The sequence below is a fragment of the Pseudomonas sp. NPDC088322 genome (assembly GCF_044740745.1).
Taxonomy (GTDB): domain Bacteria; phylum Pseudomonadota; class Gammaproteobacteria; order Pseudomonadales; family Pseudomonadaceae; genus Aquipseudomonas; species Aquipseudomonas shirazensis.
In genome coordinates this window covers 636,673-652,184 of record NZ_JBIURK010000003.1, presented here as the reverse complement: position 1 = coordinate 652,184, position 15,512 = coordinate 636,673, and the positions used below count along the sequence as shown (strand labels likewise).

Genomic DNA, 15,512 nt, shown 5'->3' with positions numbered 1-15,512 from the left:
GCCGATATCGCCGGGCCAGCTACGCTGGCCTTTCGCGACACAAGGCCGCTCCTACAAAGAGCGGCGTGATGGCCCGAATGCTATCAGGTACCAGATTTGATCCGGGTCCAGGCGCGGGTCCGGGCTCGCTCGGCATCGCGCGCCAAGGGCTTGAGGGTGTACAGCGTTTGCATCGCCTCAGCCGTCGGGTACAGGTTGGGATTGTTGCGAATCGCCGCGCTGACCTTCTCGGTAGCGTCTTTATTGGGGTTGGGGTAACCGACAAAGTCGCTGATCGGCGCGATCACTTCCGGGCGCAGCAGGTAGTTGATGAACGCATGCGCGTCCTCGGCGTTGGCGGCATTCTTCGGAATCGCCAGCATGTCGAACCAGATCGGCGCGCCTTCTTTCGGCAGGCGCATATCCACGACTACGCCATTGTTGGCTTCCCGGGCACGGTTGGCGGCCTGGGAGAAGCTGCCGGAATAGCCGACCGCGACGCAGATATCGCCATTGGCGATGTCTGCCATGTACTTCGAGGAATGGAAGTAGGTGATATACAGGCGAATCTTAAGCAGCAACGCTTCGGCCTTCTTGTAGTCCTCGGCCTTGTTGCTGTTGGGGTCCAGGCCCAGGTACTTCAGCGCCAGCGGCAGCACCTCGGACGGCGAGTCGAGCACGGCCACGCCGCACTGCTTGAGCTTGGCCAGGTTTTCTTCCTTGAAGATCAGGTCCCAGCTGTCCACCGGCGCGTTGTCGCCCAGCGCTGCCTTGACCTTGGCCGGGTTGAAGCCGATCAGCACGGTGCCATACATATAGGGCACGGCGTACTTGTTGCCGGGGTCATTGGCTTCGATCAGCTTCATCAAGGCCGGGTCGAGGTGCTGCCAGTTGGGCAGTTTGCTGCGGTCCAGCGGCTGGAACACGCCGGCCTCGATCTGCTTGGCCAGGAACACATTGGACGGCACTACTACGTCATAGCCCGAGTTGCCGGTCAGCAGCTTGGCTTCAAGCGCTTCGTTGGTGTCGAAGATGTCGTAGATCAGTTTGACCTGGCTGTCTTTCTGGAAATCAGTGAGGGTCTGCGGGGTGATGTAGTCGAACCAGTTGTACACGCGCAACGTGCGCTGTTCGGCCTGGGCCTGAATTGTGCTGCTGAGCAGGCCAACGGCGAGCAACGGGGCGAGCATGTGCTTGAGGGTGATCATGTTCAGGCTCCTGGCTGGGCACGCTGGAAACCTTCCAGCACGTTGACTGCGTTGATGCCGATTTCTTCCACAGCGTAGCCACCTTCCATCACGAACAAGGTCGGCTTGCCCAGCCGTGCAATGTGCTCGCCCATCTCCAGGTAATCCGGGCTGTCGAGTTTGAACTGCGAAATCGGGTCATCCTTGAACGTATCGACGCCAAGCGAGATCACCAGCACATCCGGTGCATAGCGGGCGATGCGCTCGCAGGCCGCCACCAGCGCCTGCTTCCACGCCGTCCAATCACTGCCGGCGGGCAGCGGATAATTGATGTTGCAGCCCTCGCCGGGGCCTTCGCCAAGCTCATCGGCATAGCCGAGGAAGAACGGAAATTCGTCCTGCGGGTCGCCGTGGATCGAGGCGAAGAACACGTCGTCACGCCTGTAGAAGATGTCCTGAGTGCCGTTGCCGTGGTGATAGTCGACGTCAAGGATCGCCACTTTGTTGTGGCCCTGGTCGAGGAATGCCTGGGCAGCGATGGCGGCGTTGTTCAGGTAGCAGTAACCGCCCATGACTTCGCTGGCGGCATGGTGGCCCGGTGGCCGGCACAGCGCAAAGGCGGCGTGGGCGCCTTGCTGGATGGCGTCCTGGGCGGTGAGGGCGACCTGCGCAGCGCTGTAGGCGGCCTGCCAGGTGCCGGCGGTAATCGGTGCACCGGCATCGAAGCTGTAGTAACCCAGCTCACCATGCAGCCCTGTCGGTTTGACCTGGCGCAGAGTGCGCGCCGGCCAGGTGAATGGCAGTAGATCGCCGTCGTGGCCCAGTGCGGCCCAGCGCGCCCAGGCGCCTTCGAAGAAATTCAGGTAGTCGGCGCTGTGGATGCGCTGCAACGGTGCGCGGCCAAAGTCGCGAGGCGCTTGTACCGGGCCAAGATTGCGCGCCTTGACCCGCTCAAGCACATGATCGGCGCGCGAAGGCATCTCGAAGCAGGGCATCAGCTGCCCGTCGATAAGCTCGCAACGGCCGTGGTGCAGGCGGTGATCATCGGAATAGATCGTCAGCATTTTGTTGTTCTCCGAAGTAACTGGCGTGACCCATTGTCAGGGGCGGGCAGCTGAGGGAGAACGGCAGGCATGGCCAAAAGGGGATCAATGTGGCCAAGCTAGCTGGCCACTCAGGGCTAACCGCGAAAGTGGCTCGGCGCTACACCGCTCCAGCGTTGAAAGGCATGGCGGAAACTCGCCGTCTCGCTGAAGCCGAGGGTTTCGGCGATTCGGTAGATGGGCATCTGGTCCTCGGCGAGCAATTGCTTGGCACGCTCGAAGCGCAGGCTGTCGAGGATCTGCTGGTAGCTGCTGCCCAGCAACTGCAGGTGCCGGCGCAGGGTCCGCGATGAGCAGTTCATTTGCCGCGCCAGGCCTTCCAGGCCAGGTGCTGCATCCAGTTGCTGCAGCAACAGCTGGCGAATCCGCCCGAGCCAGGCCTGGCGCCCGGTGAACTCCAGATTTAGCTGGCGGCAGCGCTCGCTCATGGCCTTGTGGGTAATCGGGTCGGCCAGCGGCAGCGGCGTGTCCAGCCAGCGCCGCTCGAAGGCGAAAGCGTTGTCGCGGGCGGCAAAGCCCAGCGGGCAGTCGAAAGTCTCGGCATACAGCCCGTGATAGCCAGGCGCTGGCTGAGCGAAGCGGGCCGCCAGCAACGGTAGCGGCTGGCCGAGCAAGTCTTCGCAGATGGTTTTCAGTGATACCAGGCAGAATTCGGCATTGAAGCTGGCCAAGGCCGGGCTGTCGGCGTAGTCACTGGCACTCAGCCACACCCGCTGGCCATCTTCGATCAGGCGCAGGCTGAACACGGTGCCCAACAACGCCGGGTAGCGCAGCGCCAGGCGCAGGGCGTCACCCAAAGTGGCACTGGAGAGCAAGGCGTAACCGAGCATGCCGTAGCACGACACATGCATGCGCCGGCCGAGCTCCAGGCCGATCTCCTCGCGGCGAGCCACGGCGTTGGCACACACCTGCAATTCCTGCTGGGTGGTGATGCGCGCATCGGCATGGCCAAGGTCGGCCGGGCCAATGCCGCTGCCGGCCAGCAGGCTCGAGGCGTCGTTATGCTCTTCCTGAAAAACCTTGAGGATCAGCGAAACGGCATTGAGGGTGGTCAGGTGGCTGTGCAGCATGCTCGTCTATCCCGTGGCTTGGGAGGGATTAACGAGCAAGTTGTGTGCCGCACCGCAGGCTGATACCCCGCGGCGGCAAAGCGCAGATAAAAAAAGGGCCCGATGCATGCGCTCGGGCCCTTGAAAGGTCGAGAGGTGTCTAGTCCCTCAAACCTGGTGAGACGGGTTACAGCAGCCGGTTATGCCTTGAGTGGCACCAGGCGTGGAGCAATCATGTTTTCCGGACGCAGGATGTCGTTGAGCATCGCTTCGTCGAGCAGCTTCTCTTCACGCACCAGTTCCAGTACGCCGCGGCCTGTTTCCAGGGCGATGCGGGCGATACGGGTGGCGTTTTCGTAGCCGATGTACGGGTTCAGTGCGGTGACCAGGCCGATCGAGTGCTCGACCAGTTCACGGCAACGTTGTTCGTTGGCAGTGATGTCGACGATGCAGTGCTCGCGCAGCATGTCCATGGCGCGCTGGAGCAGGCGGATCGAGTCGAAGATCTTGTAGGCGATCAGCGGCTCCATCACGTTCAGCTGCAGCTGGCCACCTTCGGCGGCGATGGTCAGGGCGAGGTCGTTGCCCATGATCGCGAAGGCGACCTGGTTGACCGCTTCCGGGATAACCGGGTTGACCTTGCCGGGCATGATCGAGCTGCCTGGCTGACGCGCTGGCAGGTTGATCTCGTTGATGCCGGTACGTGGGCCGCTGGACAGCAGGCGCAGGTCGTTGCAGATCTTCGACAGCTTGACCGCAGTACGCTTGAGCATGCCCGAGAACAGCACGAAGGCGCCCATGTCGGAAGTCGCTTCGATCAGGTCGGCAGCCGGTACCAGTGGCTGGCCGCTGATGGCCGCCAGGCGCTGCACGGCGAGCATCTGGTAGCCCGGGTCGGCGTTGATGCCGGTGCCGATGGCGGTGCCGCCGAGGTTGATTTCGGTGAGCAGCTCAGGTGCCAGCGAGCGCAGACGGTTGAGGTCTTCGGTCATGGTCGTGGCGAAGGCGCGGAATTCCTGACCGAGGGTCATCGGTACGGCGTCCTGCAGCTGGGTGCGGCCCATCTTCAGTACGTGGTTGAATTCCTGACCTTTGGCAGCGAAGGCCTGGATCAGGCTGTCGAGGCTGGCCAGCAGAGCGTCGTGACCCAGCAGCAGACCCAGACGGATCGCAGTCGGGTAGGCGTCGTTGGTCGACTGCGCCATGTTCACGTCGTTGTTCGGGTGCAGGTACTGGTATTCGCCCTTCTGGTGACCCATGGCCTCCAGCGCGATGTTGGCGATGACTTCGTTGGCGTTCATGTTGGTAGAAGTACCAGCACCGCCTTGAATCATGTCGACCACGAACTGCTCGTGGTAGTCACCACGGATCAGGCGGGCGCAAGCCTCGCTGATCGCAGCATGCTTGGCATCGCTCAGGTGCCCCAGCTCACGGTTGGCATCAGCAGCAGCCTGCTTGACCATCGCCAGGCCGACTACCAGTTTCGGGTAGTGCGACAGCGGGACGCCGGAGAGGTGGAAGTTGTTGGCAGCGCGCAAAGTCTGGATGCCGTAGTAGGCATCAGCAGGGACTTCAAGGGTACCAAGCAGATCTTTTTCGACGCGGAACGATGCAGCGGAGGACATGATAGATATCATCTCGAGTTTGACCCGGCACCTGCCGGAATGCCGCCAATCCTAGGCTGGAGCGCATTTGTCGGCCAATGCTGTTAGGCGCTATCCTATGCACAAACGGCATAATGATTGATGTGACGTCAACTGACATTCGAGCGTGTTCCATTTTGGTGCATGCCGGGAGATGGCTGCATGAACCTAGAAAGCAAATGGCTGGAAGATTTCAGCGCGCTGGCCTCGACGCGCAGTTTTTCGCAGGCGGCCGAGCGTCGCTTCGTTACCCAGCCTGCTTTCAGCCGGCGCATCCGCAGCCTTGAAGCGGCACTCGGGCTGACCCTGGTAAACCGCTCGCGCACGCCGATCGAGCTGACTGAAGCCGGGCAGCTGTTTCTGGTCACGGCGCGCACTGTTGTCGACCAATTAAGCGAAGTTCTCCGCCATTTGCATCATTTAGAAGGCGGGCAGGGCGAGGTTATCCAGGTGGCTGCGGCGCACTCACTGGCTTCGGGGTTCTTCCCGCGCTGGGTGGCCCAGTTGCGCAACGACGGCCTCAACATCGCCACACGGCTGGTCGCGACCAACGTCGGTGATGCCGTGCACGCCCTGCGCGAAGGCGGCTGTGACCTGATGCTGGCCTTCTACGACCCGGACGCTGCGCTGCAGATGGATGCCGAGATCTTCCCGTCACTGCACATGGGCACCACCGAGATGCTGCCGGTTTGCGCAGTCGGGCCGGATGGTCAGCCACTGTTCGACCTGGAAGGTGAAAACAGCGTGCCGTTGCTGGCCTACAGCGCCGGGGCGTTTCTGGGCCGTTCGGTGAGCCTGCTGCTGCGTCAGCGCAACCTGCGCTACACCACCGTTTATGAAACGGCGATGGCCGACAGCCTCAAGAGCATGGCCCTGGAAGGCATGGGCGTGGCCTGGGTGCCGCGCCTGTCGATGCAGGGTGAGCTGGCCCGCGGCGAGCTGGCGGTATGCGGCAGCAGTGCCTGGCATGTGCCGCTGGAGATCCGCCTGTACCGCTGCGCACTGGTGCGCAAGGCCAACGTAAGGCTGCTGTGGCGCAAACTGGAAGGCGGCACAGTTGACCCGAAAGTCAGCCAAACCCCCGAAAAATAGGCTCGACAGTTGGTCGCCAGGGGTGCCGGGATGCGCTTGCGTTACGTTATACTGCGCGGCCCCTGGACCGGATAGATATTCCGGTCGTGATCAGCATACAAGCCACGCCGGTCGTCCCGCGTGGCTTGTTGTTTTTTGACGCGCCTGCGGGCGCACAAGCGAAGAGGCTCGACGATGAGTGCACTGGTTGGCGTGATCATGGGCTCCAAGTCCGATTGGTCCACCCTTAGCCACACCGCCGATATGCTGGAAAAACTCGGCATTCCCTACGAAGTGAAGGTGGTTTCTGCCCACCGTACTCCGGATCTGCTGTTCCAGTATGCCGATGAGGCCGATGGCCGTGGCATCGAGGTGATCATCGCCGGTGCTGGTGGCGCTGCCCACCTGCCAGGCATGTGCGCCGCCAAGACCCACCTGCCGGTACTCGGCGTGCCGGTCCAGTCGGCCATGCTCTCGGGCGTCGACTCGCTGCTGTCGATCGTGCAGATGCCGGCCGGCGTACCGGTCGCGACCCTGGCCATCGGCAAGGCTGGCGCGATCAACGCCGCGCTGCTGTCGGCGAGCATCCTCGGTGCCAAGTACCCGCAGTTCCACGCAGCGCTCAAGCAGTTCCGCGTAGAGCAGACCGAAACCGTCCTGGACAATCCTGACCCGCGTCAGGTTTGAGGCTTAGCACATGAAGATCGGTGTAATCGGTGGCGGCCAGTTGGGCCGCATGCTGGCCCTGGCGGGTACTCCGCTGGGCATGAACTTCGCATTTCTCGACCCGGCCCCGGACGCCTGCGCCGCGCCGCTCGGCGAGCATCTGCGGGCTGACTATGGCGACCAGGACCACCTGCGCCAGTTGGCCGACGAAGTCGACCTGGTAACCTTCGAGTTCGAAAGCGTCCCGGCCGAAACCGTGGCTTTCCTCTCGCAGTTCGTGCCGGTGTACCCGAGCGCCGAAGCGCTGCGCATCGCACGCGACCGTCTGTTCGAGAAGAGCATGTTCCGCGATCTGGGTATTCCGACCCCAGCCTTCGCCGACATCCTCTCGCAGGCTGACCTCGACGCGGCAGTCGCCAGCATCGGCCTGCCGGCCGTGCTCAAGACCCGTACCCTGGGTTACGACGGCAAGGGCCAGAAGGTGCTGCGCACAGTTGAAGATGTGGTCGGTACCTTTGCCGAGCTGGGCAGCGTGCCGTGCCTGCTCGAAGGCTTCGTGCCGTTCACTGGCGAAGTGTCGCTGGTGGCGGTGCGTGGTCGCGATGGCGAAACGCGCTTCTACCCGCTGGTGCACAACACCCACGACAACGGCATTCTGCGCCTGTCGGTCGCCAGTGAAGACCACCCGTTGCAGTCGCTGGCCGAAGACTACGTTGGCCGCGTGCTCAAGCAGCTCGACTATGTCGGCGTGATGGCGTTCGAGTTCTTCGAAGTCGACGGTGGCCTCAAGGCCAACGAAATCGCTCCGCGCGTGCACAACTCCGGGCACTGGACCATCGAAGGCGCCGAGTGCAGCCAGTTCCAGAACCACCTGCGGGCCATCGCCGGCCTGCCGTTGGGTTCAACTGCCAAGGTCGGTGAGAGCGCCATGCTCAACTTCATCGGTGAAGTGCCGGCGGTGGACAAGATCGTTGCGGTCGACGACTGCCACCTGCATCACTACGGCAAGGCCTTCAAGGCCGGGCGCAAGGTCGGCCACGCCACTCTGCGCTGCGCCGACATGGTCAGCCTGCATGAGAAAATCGCCGAAGTAGAGGCGTTGATCGCAGGCTGAGGGAACCTCTGCCGGTTGCCTGCCCTCTGAGATGGCAACATGCCAAAGCGCTGTCTAGGCTTTGGCATGCCTCATCTTCAAATGCAGAGGGATTGCCATGGGCATCATCGGAACCATTTTCATCGGCCTCATCGTTGGCTTGCTGGCGCGCTTCATCAAGCCAGGCGACGACAGCATGGGCTGGATCATGACCATCCTCCTGGGTATCGCAGGCTCCCTGCTGGCGACCTACGGCGGCCAGGCACTGGGCATCTATCAGGCCGGTCAGGCTGCAGGCTTCTTCGGTGCGCTGGTTGGCGCCGTGGTCCTGCTGGTGATCTACGGCATGATCAAGAAACGCTGATTGCACGGTAGAATGCTCGGCAATTCTCCCCGAGTTGCCGAGCGTTCTCATGCGTGCGTTGTTCCTCCTTCCCCTCCTGCTGGCCAGCACCCTGGCCCATGCCGAGCTGCCCGAAACCGACTGGCTGGAACTGATGCCCAAGTCGGACCAACTGGCGCTGGAGCAGATGCCAGAAATCGACCACGACTCGCCTGAAGCTACCGGTACCTTTACCGACAAGGGCGGCCTCAAGCAGAGCAAAGGCTTGCCGGCAGTGATGTACTCGAGCAAGACCGTGCCGGCCATGAACGGCAAGCAGATTCGCCTCGGTGGTTATCCGGTGCCGCTGGAAAGCGACGCCAAGGGTAACAGCACGTTGTTCTTCCTGGTGCCGTATCCAGGCGCCTGCATCCACGTACCACCGCCACCGCCCAATCAGTTGGTGCTGGTGCGCTATCCCAAAGGTCTAAAGATCGACGATATCTACACACCGCTGTGGGTCAGCGGGCGTCTGCAGGTGGAGAAGGTCAGCAATGATCTGGCGGATGCTGCCTATGCGTTGGAGGCCAAGCAGGTGCGGGTCGTGGAAGATGCGGACCTGTGATGTAGGCCACCAGGATATTTGCAGCACCGCAGAATTTTGGGGCCGCTTCGCAGCCCTTTCGCGACACAAGGCCGCTCCTACAGGGATCGCGCATTACCTGGCAACGCGGTCCCTTGTAGGAGGGGCCTTGTGTCGCGAAATGAGGGCGCAGCCCTCACCGGGGCCAGCAGATCAGAGCGTTTCGCTGGCGATCTGAACGCTCAAGACATTGTGCTCACCAGGCTTGAGCTCGACAACGTCATCCCAGACATTCGCCGTCTCGATGCACAGCATGCGCTGCCAGCCATCGTCTGCCATGTCCGGCAATTCGCGGGCGCGGTCGGTCCAGGGGTTCCAGATCACCGCCGAGCGCGAGCCGCTGCTGGTCAGGCTAATCCGTCGCTGCCAGTGCGGGTCGACAATGCTTAGCTGCTCAGGGCTATCGAGGTAGATGCGGTCGGTTTCGCCGCTGAACGCCAGCGCGCCCTGCTGCGTGCGCTGCTCCCAGTCAGCCAGGGTTTCGATGTAGCTCAGCCCTGCAACACCCTCGACCTGCGCCTGGCGCACATCGCTTACGGCAAAGTAGCTGTGCAAGGCCTGGCTGATGGTGACGCTGTCATCCCCGAGGTTGTGACTGGTGAGGGTGACACTGAGCTGCGCGCCAACTTCGATCAGCAGCTTGAGCTCGACCTTGTGCGGCCAGCCCGGCAGTTCGCCGTTGGCAGCCTCAGGCAGCGAGAACTGGATCTGGACCGTTTCGCCAACCTGCTCGATGCCCAGCAACTGCCAGTCCCGGCCACGCACCAGCCCATGAGCCGGGGCCTCTGTGCCGTTGTACATTTTTTGAACAGGCTGTGGGTTACGTTGCAGGTTGCCAAACCACGGCCAGCATACCGGGACCCCGGCACGCACCGATTTGCCCTGACGAAACAGCGCTTGTTCACTCAACCACAGCAGCGGCGGTTGGCCGATGCGCTGGTAGCTGAGAATCTGCGCGCCTTGCTGAGCAATCAGCAGTTCCGCCTGCGGGCAGCTGACGCGCCAGCAAGCAAGCTCGCCGTGGGTTTCGGTTTCGACCTGAAAGTTAGCCATACGCTCATCTCGTTGTTTGCACCTGGGTTTTCGACCCTGTGCTGTGCAACGAGTTTAACCCCGGCGTGGCTCAGCGACGAGGGACCGAGCGGGTGCGGCCACTGCCATCGATGGCGACGAACACGAACACCGCCTCGGTGACCTTGCGCCATTCGCTGGACAGCGGGTCGTCGCTCCACACTTCGACCATCATCTGGATCGAGCTGCGGCCGATTTCCACCGTTTGGGTGTAGAACGACAGTTGCGCGCCAACCGCCACCGGGACCAGAAAGGCCATGCGGTCGATAGCTACGGTTGCCACCCGGCCACCGGCAACGCGGCTGGCCATGGCGGTACCGGCGAGGTCCATCTGCGCGACCAGCCAGCCGCCGAAGATATCGCCAAAGCCATTGGTTTCGCGGGGCAACGCGGTGATCTGCAGAGCCAAATCGCCTTGCGGAATAGGATCTTCTTGTTCGAGCTCAATCATGCCGTGGGGCCTCTGACCCGTGACGCTTCGTTGGTTGGCGCAATCAAGGTCGCCGTGAAAACGATCAGCTCATACTACGCTGATTTCGTTTTGGAGGGCGGCCGCAGGGAAACTCTGCGAAACCGCCTGAGCATAATGACCGGCGTTTTCGCACAACATCCCACAACGGGAGCATTCTTTTCATTCGAATGGGCAGTATATAGACGCCTGCCGCCAGGCACGACCATGCATTGATGAATATCGAGAGAGTTTTTCTGCCGCTATGAGCGCCGGCAGGCAATTTGTTATCTTCCTCCCTCAACTATCCAGAAGCCGCGTTACAAGCGGCCTGCACGTCCTACAAGAGACCTCCGATGACCTCCGTGCCGAGCAGTATCGAGCAGCCTTCGCGGCCGCTGACCCGCAGTGACTACAAGACGCTCTCGCTGTCCGCCCTGGGCGGGGCGCTGGAGTTCTACGATTTCATCATCTTCGTGTTCTTTGCCACCGTGGTCGGCAAGCTGTTCTTTCCGCCGGACATGCCCGAATGGCTGCGCCTGATGCAGACCTTCGGCATCTTTGCCGCGGGTTACCTGGCTCGGCCCTTGGGCGGCATCATCATGGCGCACTTCGGTGACCTGCTCGGGCGCAAGAAGATGTTCACCCTGAGCATCTTCATGATGGCTCTGCCGACGCTGATCATGGGCCTGCTGCCGACCTACGCGCAGATCGGCCTGTGGGCGCCGATCCTGTTGCTGCTGATGCGGGTGATCCAGGGCGCGGCGATTGGCGGGGAAGTGCCCGGCGCCTGGGTGTTCGTCTCCGAGCACGTGCCGGCGCGCAATACCGGCTACGCTTGCGGCACCCTGACCGCCGGGCTGACCGCGGGCATCTTGCTCGGCTCGCTGGTGGCAACCCTGATCAACACCGTCTACACCCCGGTGGAAGTGGCCGATTACGCCTGGCGCATCCCGTTCCTGGTCGGCGGTGTATTCGGCCTGTTCTCGGTGTACCTGCGCCGCTGGCTGCACGAAACCCCGGTGTTCGCCGAGATGCAGCAACGCAAGGCCCTCGCCGAAGAGCTGCCGCTGCGGGCAGTGCTGCGTGACCACCGTGGTGCGATCGTGCTGTCGATGCTGCTGACCTGGCTGCTGTCGGCAGGCATCGTGGTCGTCATCCTGATGACCCCGGCGCTGCTGCAGACGCTGTACCAGGTCAGCGCGCTGGATTCGCTCAAGGCCAACAGCGTGGCCATCGTCCTGCTCAGCCTGGGTTGCATTGCCGCCGGTAGCCTGGCCGACCGCTTCGGTGCCGGGCGTGTGTTGGTGATCGGCAGCCTGGCGCTGCTGGCCAGCTCGTGGAGCTTCTACCACAGCCTGCCCAACCACCCCGAGCTGCTGTTCCCGCTGTATGCGGTCACCGGTCTGTGCGTGGGCGTGATTGGCGCGGTGCCGTATGTGATGGTCAAGGCGTTTCCAGCGGCGGTGCGCTTCAGCGGCTTGTCGTTCTCCTACAATGTCGCCTATGCGATCTTCGGCGGGCTGACGCCGATGGCGGTGACCGGTCTGTTGAAGATCAGCCCGATGGCGCCGGCTTACTACGTGGCGGTGCTGTGCACGGTCGGCCTGCTGGTGGGCTTGTATCTGCTGGCGAAAAAACGCTGACAAAGGCGTTTCAACTCGAGCAAAAGTGAAAGGCCATCTCGCGGGTGCGATGATGGCCTTTCATCCAATTGTCACATTGAAGTCATAGAGTGTTCATGCGCCCTGCAGATACTGGGGCCCGTTCCATCCAGCACACCCCCTATTCCTGCTAGGAGCAAGGCATGAAACTGAAGCGTTTGATGGCGGCCCTCACGTTCGTCGCCGCTGGCGTTGCAACCGCCAACGCGGTGGCCGCTGTCGACCCAGCGATCCCGACTTACACCAAGACCACCGGTGTATCGGGCAACCTCTCCAGCGTCGGTTCCGATACTTTGGCGAACCTGATGACTCTGTGGGCCGAGGCCTACAAGAAGGAATACCCCAACGTAAACATCCAGATTCAGGCTGCCGGCTCCTCGACTGCGCCACCCGCGCTGACCGAAGGCACCGCCAACCTCGGCCCGATGAGCCGCAAGATGAAGGACGTCGAGCTGCAGGCCTTCGAGCAGAAGTACGGCTACAAGCCAACTGCTATCCCAGTCGCGGTCGACGCCCTGGCAGTCTTCGTGCACAAGGACAACCCGATCAAGGGCCTGACCATGGCGCAGGTCGATGCGGTGTTCTCGTCGACGCGCCTGTGCGGTGCCAAGGCCGACGTGAAAACCTGGGGTGACCTCGGTGTGACCGGCGACCTGGCCAACAAGCCGGTGCAGCTGTTCGGTCGCAACTCGGTATCCGGCACCTACGGCTACTTCAAGGAAGAAGCCCTGTGCAAAGGCGACTTCAAGCCTAACGTCAATGAGCAGCCTGGTTCGGCTTCGGTGGTACAGTCGATCAGCAGCTCGCTGAACGGCATTGGCTACTCGGGCATCGGCTACAAGACTGCCAGCGTCAAGACCGTGCCGCTGGCCAAGAAAGAAGGTGGCGAGTTCATCGAAGACAACGAAGAGAACGCCCTCAACGGTAAGTACCCGCTGTCGCGCTTCCTCTACGTCTATGTCAACAAGGCGCCGAACAAGCCGCTGGCTCCGCTCGACGCCGAGTTCATCAAGCTGGTGCTGTCGCAAGCAGGCCAGCAGGTTGTAGTAAAAGATGGCTACATCCCGCTGCCGGCCAAGGTAGCTGCCAAGGCGCTGGCTGATCTGGGCCTGTCGCATGCCGGCAACGTTGCCAAGCATTAAGTAACACTGGACGGGGTTGGCCTGCGGGCCGGCCCTGTCAGCTATTTTCGGTCCGGCGCCAGGCTTACTGTGCGGCGGGCTTTGTTGCGTCAACGCACTGTCATGTTTTTGTAATATGGGACCGCTAGGGTGTGCGCATGAATGATCTGGCCAACTCCACCATGAGCGACAAGGCTCCGCCGGTGCGCATTGACTTCAATACGCCCGAGTTGCAACGCAAGCGCCGCATGCGCGCCCTCAAAGATCGCCTGACCCGCTGGTATGTACTGGTGGGCGGGCTTGCCGTGCTTGCGGCAATCACCTTGATCTTCTTCTATCTGGCTTACGTGGTGCTGCCGCTGTTCCAGGGCGCCGAGCTGACCCGCAAGCAGGCGTTGCAGCCCACCTGGCTGCAGCAGGATGCCGGCAAGCCGCTGTTGATCGCGCTTGAAGAACAAAACCTGGTTGGCCTGCGCGTGTCCGACCAAGGTCAGGCGTTGTTCTTCGACAGCAAGACCGGTGCCGAGCTGAAACGTGTTGACCTGCCAGTCCCGGCCGCTGCGCACGTGACCTCGATCAGCGCTGATCAACCGGGCAGCCCGCTGATCGTGCTGGGTCTGTCCAACGGTCAGGCACTGGTGTTCAGTCACACCTACAAGGTCACCTACCCGGACAACAAGAAGACCATCAACCCGGGCATCGACTTCCCTTACGGCGAGACGCCATTCGTGCTCGATAGCGCAGGTCGCGCGCTGGAACATGTCAACGTCAGCCTCAATGGTGAGTCGCTGATCCTGGCCGGCTCGCACGGCTCGCAGTTGCTGGTCAGCCAGCTGACCCGCGAAGAAAACATGATGACCGGCGAGGTCAGCAGCGAGCAGACCAGCATCGACCTGCCGCAGATGACCGAAACGGTCAAAGCGATCTATGTCGACCCGCGTCAGCAGTGGCTGTATGTGGTCAACGGTCGCGCCCAGGCCGATGTGTTCAGCCTGCGCGACAAGAATCTCAACGGTCGCTACAAGCTGCTCGAAGACGGCCAGGCAGAAATCACCGCGAGCACCCAGCTGGTGGGCGGTATCTCGCTGATCTTTGGTGATTCCAAGGGTGGCCTGAGCCAGTGGTTCATGGCCCGCGACCCGGATGGCGAGTCGCGCTTGAAACTGATCCGCAGCTTCCAGCTCGGTACCGCGCCGGTGGTGCAGATCGACGCCGAAGAGCGCCGCAAGGGCTTCATTGCTCTGGACAGCGCCGGCCAGCTGGGCGTGTTCCACAGCACCGCGCACCGCACCTTGCTGGTCGAGCCAGTTGCCGATGGCGCAGGCATTCTGGCCCTGTCGCCGCGGGCCAACCGCATCATCATCGAGCAAGGCGGCAAACTGCTGCCGTTGAGCCTGAAGAACCCGCACCCGGAAGTGTCCTGGAGCGCGCTGTGGGGCAAGGTCTGGTACGAGAACTACGAGGAGCCGAAGTACGTCTGGCAGTCGACTGCCTCGAACACCGACTTCGAGCCCAAGCTGAGCCTGTCGCCACTGACCTTCGGCACCCTCAAGGCAGCCTTCTACGCGATGATTCTGGCGGCACCGCTGGCCATCGCTGCTGCGATCTACACCGCCTACTTCATGGCTCCGGGCATGCGCCGCAAGGTCAAGCCGGTGATCGAGTTGATGGAGGCGATGCCGACGGTGATTCTCGGCTTCTTCGCCGGTCTGTTCCTCGCGCCGTACCTGGAAGCGCACTTGCCGGGCGTGTTCAGCCTGTTCCTGCTGATGCCATTGGGTATTCTTCTGGCCGGCTTTGGCTGGAGCCGCCTGCCTGAGTCGATCCGCCTGCGCGTGCCGGACGGCTGGGAAGCCGCGATCCTGCTGCCGGTGATCCTCTTCACTGGCTGGCTGTCGCTGTCCATGAGCCCGTTCCTCGAGAGCTGGTTCTTCGGCGGCGACATGCGCCTGTGGATCAGCAATGACCTGGGCATCACCTACGACCAGCGCAACGCCCTGGTGGTCGGTATCGCCATGGGCTTTGCGGTCATCCCGAACATCTACTCGATCGCCGAAGACGCCGTGTTCAGCGTGCCGCGGAGCCTGACCCTGGGTTCGCTGGCGCTGGGCGCAACGCCCTGGCAGACCCTCACCCGAGTGGTGATTCTGACGGCCAGCCCGGGGATTTTCTCGGCGCTGATGATCGGCATGGGCCGCGCAGTCGGCGAAACCATGATCGTGCTGATGGCCACCGGCAACACGCCGGTGATGGAGATGAACCTGTTCGAAGGCATGCGCACCCTCGCGGCCAACGTCGCGGTGGAAATGCCGGAGTCGGAAGTCGGCGGCAGCCACTACCGGGTACTGTTCCTCGCCGCGCTGGTGCTGCTGATGTTCACCTTTGTGATGAACACCCTGGCCGAGCTGATTCGTCAGCGTCTGCGCAAGAAATACTCGTCGCTTTGATAGAA

At 62.3% G+C, this 15,512-nt stretch carries 14 protein-coding genes; 8 read left to right on the top strand and 6 right to left on the bottom strand.

Going from position 1 to position 15,512, the window contains the following annotated elements; all coding sequences use genetic code 11:
* Positions 1-83 precede the first annotated feature (83 nt).
* From ACIOAU_RS10590 to aspA, 4 genes are all read right to left on the bottom strand, one after another.
* A complete protein-coding gene (locus tag ACIOAU_RS10590; RefSeq protein WP_401181791.1) occupies positions 84-1,187 on the bottom strand; it encodes a polyamine ABC transporter substrate-binding protein in 1,104 nt (367 codons plus the stop codon).
* A gap of 2 nt (positions 1,188-1,189) precedes the next feature.
* On the bottom strand, positions 1,190-2,230 hold the full coding sequence (locus tag ACIOAU_RS10585) for a histone deacetylase family protein (RefSeq protein WP_101322837.1): 1,041 nt from the start codon (positions 2,228-2,230) through the stop codon (positions 1,190-1,192).
* A gap of 116 nt (positions 2,231-2,346) precedes the next feature.
* Positions 2,347-3,339, bottom strand: coding sequence for an AraC family transcriptional regulator (locus ACIOAU_RS10580; protein WP_401181788.1), 993 nt, complete (start codon positions 3,337-3,339; stop codon positions 2,347-2,349).
* 179 nt (positions 3,340-3,518) lie between these two features.
* Complete coding sequence (gene aspA / locus ACIOAU_RS10575) at positions 3,519-4,943, bottom strand: aspartate ammonia-lyase (protein ID WP_101322839.1); 1,425 nt, start codon at positions 4,941-4,943, stop codon at positions 3,519-3,521.
* Positions 4,944-5,123: 180 nt separating this feature from the next.
* Between aspA and ACIOAU_RS10570 the strand changes: the two genes are divergently transcribed.
* From ACIOAU_RS10570 to ACIOAU_RS10550, 5 genes are all read left to right on the top strand, one after another.
* Positions 5,124-6,053 (top strand): LysR substrate-binding domain-containing protein, encoded by a 930-nt coding sequence (locus ACIOAU_RS10570; protein ID WP_101322840.1) that lies wholly within the window; start codon positions 5,124-5,126, stop codon positions 6,051-6,053.
* Between the two features lie 174 nt (positions 6,054-6,227).
* The gene (gene purE / locus ACIOAU_RS10565) at positions 6,228-6,719 is read left to right on the top strand and encodes a 5-(carboxyamino)imidazole ribonucleotide mutase (RefSeq protein ID WP_101322841.1); all 492 of its coding nucleotides are present in this window, start codon (positions 6,228-6,230) and stop codon (positions 6,717-6,719) included.
* 10 nt (positions 6,720-6,729) lie between these two features.
* Positions 6,730-7,812, top strand: coding sequence for a 5-(carboxyamino)imidazole ribonucleotide synthase (locus ACIOAU_RS10560; protein ID WP_101322842.1), 1,083 nt, complete (start codon positions 6,730-6,732; stop codon positions 7,810-7,812).
* Positions 7,813-7,909: 97 nt separating this feature from the next.
* Positions 7,910-8,155: a GlsB/YeaQ/YmgE family stress response membrane protein gene (locus ACIOAU_RS10555; protein WP_101322843.1), complete on the top strand. Its 246-nt coding sequence runs from the start codon at positions 7,910-7,912 to the stop codon at positions 8,153-8,155.
* Between the two features lie 49 nt (positions 8,156-8,204).
* Positions 8,205-8,738, top strand: a complete 534-nt coding sequence (locus tag ACIOAU_RS10550; protein ID WP_181088500.1) for a DUF3299 domain-containing protein — start codon at positions 8,205-8,207, stop codon at positions 8,736-8,738.
* A 171-nt stretch (positions 8,739-8,909) separates the two neighbouring features.
* On the opposite strand, the gene ACIOAU_RS10545 is transcribed toward ACIOAU_RS10550, so the two are convergent.
* Together ACIOAU_RS10545 and ACIOAU_RS10540 are read right to left on the bottom strand one after the other, a co-directional pair.
* On the bottom strand, positions 8,910-9,809 hold the full coding sequence (locus ACIOAU_RS10545; protein WP_401181781.1) for a D-hexose-6-phosphate mutarotase: 900 nt from the start codon (positions 9,807-9,809) through the stop codon (positions 8,910-8,912).
* Between the two features lie 70 nt (positions 9,810-9,879).
* On the bottom strand, positions 9,880-10,278 hold the full coding sequence (locus tag ACIOAU_RS10540) for an acyl-CoA thioesterase (RefSeq protein WP_101322846.1): 399 nt from the start codon (positions 10,276-10,278) through the stop codon (positions 9,880-9,882).
* 353 nt (positions 10,279-10,631) lie between these two features.
* On the opposite strand from ACIOAU_RS10540, the gene ACIOAU_RS10535 reads away from it, so the two are divergent.
* The 3 genes from ACIOAU_RS10535 to ACIOAU_RS10525 all read left to right on the top strand — a co-directional run bounded on the left by ACIOAU_RS10535 (position 10,632) and on the right by ACIOAU_RS10525 (position 15,507).
* Positions 10,632-11,921, top strand: a complete 1,290-nt coding sequence (locus ACIOAU_RS10535; RefSeq protein ID WP_150570346.1) for an MFS transporter — start codon at positions 10,632-10,634, stop codon at positions 11,919-11,921.
* Positions 11,922-12,082: 161 nt separating this feature from the next.
* Positions 12,083-13,081, top strand: coding sequence for a phosphate ABC transporter substrate-binding protein PstS (locus tag ACIOAU_RS10530; protein ID WP_150573458.1), 999 nt, complete (start codon positions 12,083-12,085; stop codon positions 13,079-13,081).
* A 137-nt stretch (positions 13,082-13,218) separates the two neighbouring features.
* Entirely contained in the window at positions 13,219-15,507 is a 2,289-nt protein-coding gene (locus ACIOAU_RS10525) for an ABC transporter permease subunit (protein WP_262500194.1), read from the top strand.
* Positions 15,508-15,512: the final 5 nt, after the last annotated feature.

Excerpts from the sequence above, each read along its gene's own strand:
- ACIOAU_RS10590 (WP_401181791.1), bottom strand. The coding sequence starts at position 1,187 with ATGATCACCCTCAAGCACATGCTCGCCCCGTTGCTCGCCGTTGGCCTG.
- ACIOAU_RS10585 (WP_101322837.1), bottom strand. The coding sequence starts at position 2,230 with ATGCTGACGATCTATTCCGATGATCACCGCCTGCACCACGGCCGTTGC.
- ACIOAU_RS10580 (WP_401181788.1), bottom strand. The coding sequence starts at position 3,339 with ATGCTGCACAGCCACCTGACCACCCTCAATGCCGTTTCGCTGATCCTC.
- aspA (WP_101322839.1), bottom strand. The coding sequence starts at position 4,943 with ATGTCCTCCGCTGCATCGTTCCGCGTCGAAAAAGATCTGCTTGGTACC.
- ACIOAU_RS10570 (WP_101322840.1), top strand. The coding sequence starts at position 5,124 with ATGAACCTAGAAAGCAAATGGCTGGAAGATTTCAGCGCGCTGGCCTCG.
- purE (WP_101322841.1), top strand. The coding sequence starts at position 6,228 with ATGAGTGCACTGGTTGGCGTGATCATGGGCTCCAAGTCCGATTGGTCC.
- ACIOAU_RS10560 (WP_101322842.1), top strand. The coding sequence starts at position 6,730 with ATGAAGATCGGTGTAATCGGTGGCGGCCAGTTGGGCCGCATGCTGGCC.
- ACIOAU_RS10555 (WP_101322843.1), top strand. The coding sequence starts at position 7,910 with ATGGGCATCATCGGAACCATTTTCATCGGCCTCATCGTTGGCTTGCTG.
- ACIOAU_RS10550 (WP_181088500.1), top strand. The coding sequence starts at position 8,205 with ATGCGTGCGTTGTTCCTCCTTCCCCTCCTGCTGGCCAGCACCCTGGCC.
- ACIOAU_RS10545 (WP_401181781.1), bottom strand. The coding sequence starts at position 9,809 with ATGGCTAACTTTCAGGTCGAAACCGAAACCCACGGCGAGCTTGCTTGC.
- ACIOAU_RS10540 (WP_101322846.1), bottom strand. The coding sequence starts at position 10,278 with ATGATTGAGCTCGAACAAGAAGATCCTATTCCGCAAGGCGATTTGGCT.
- ACIOAU_RS10535 (WP_150570346.1), top strand. The coding sequence starts at position 10,632 with ATGACCTCCGTGCCGAGCAGTATCGAGCAGCCTTCGCGGCCGCTGACC.
- ACIOAU_RS10530 (WP_150573458.1), top strand. The coding sequence starts at position 12,083 with ATGAAACTGAAGCGTTTGATGGCGGCCCTCACGTTCGTCGCCGCTGGC.
- ACIOAU_RS10525 (WP_262500194.1), top strand. The coding sequence starts at position 13,219 with ATGAATGATCTGGCCAACTCCACCATGAGCGACAAGGCTCCGCCGGTG.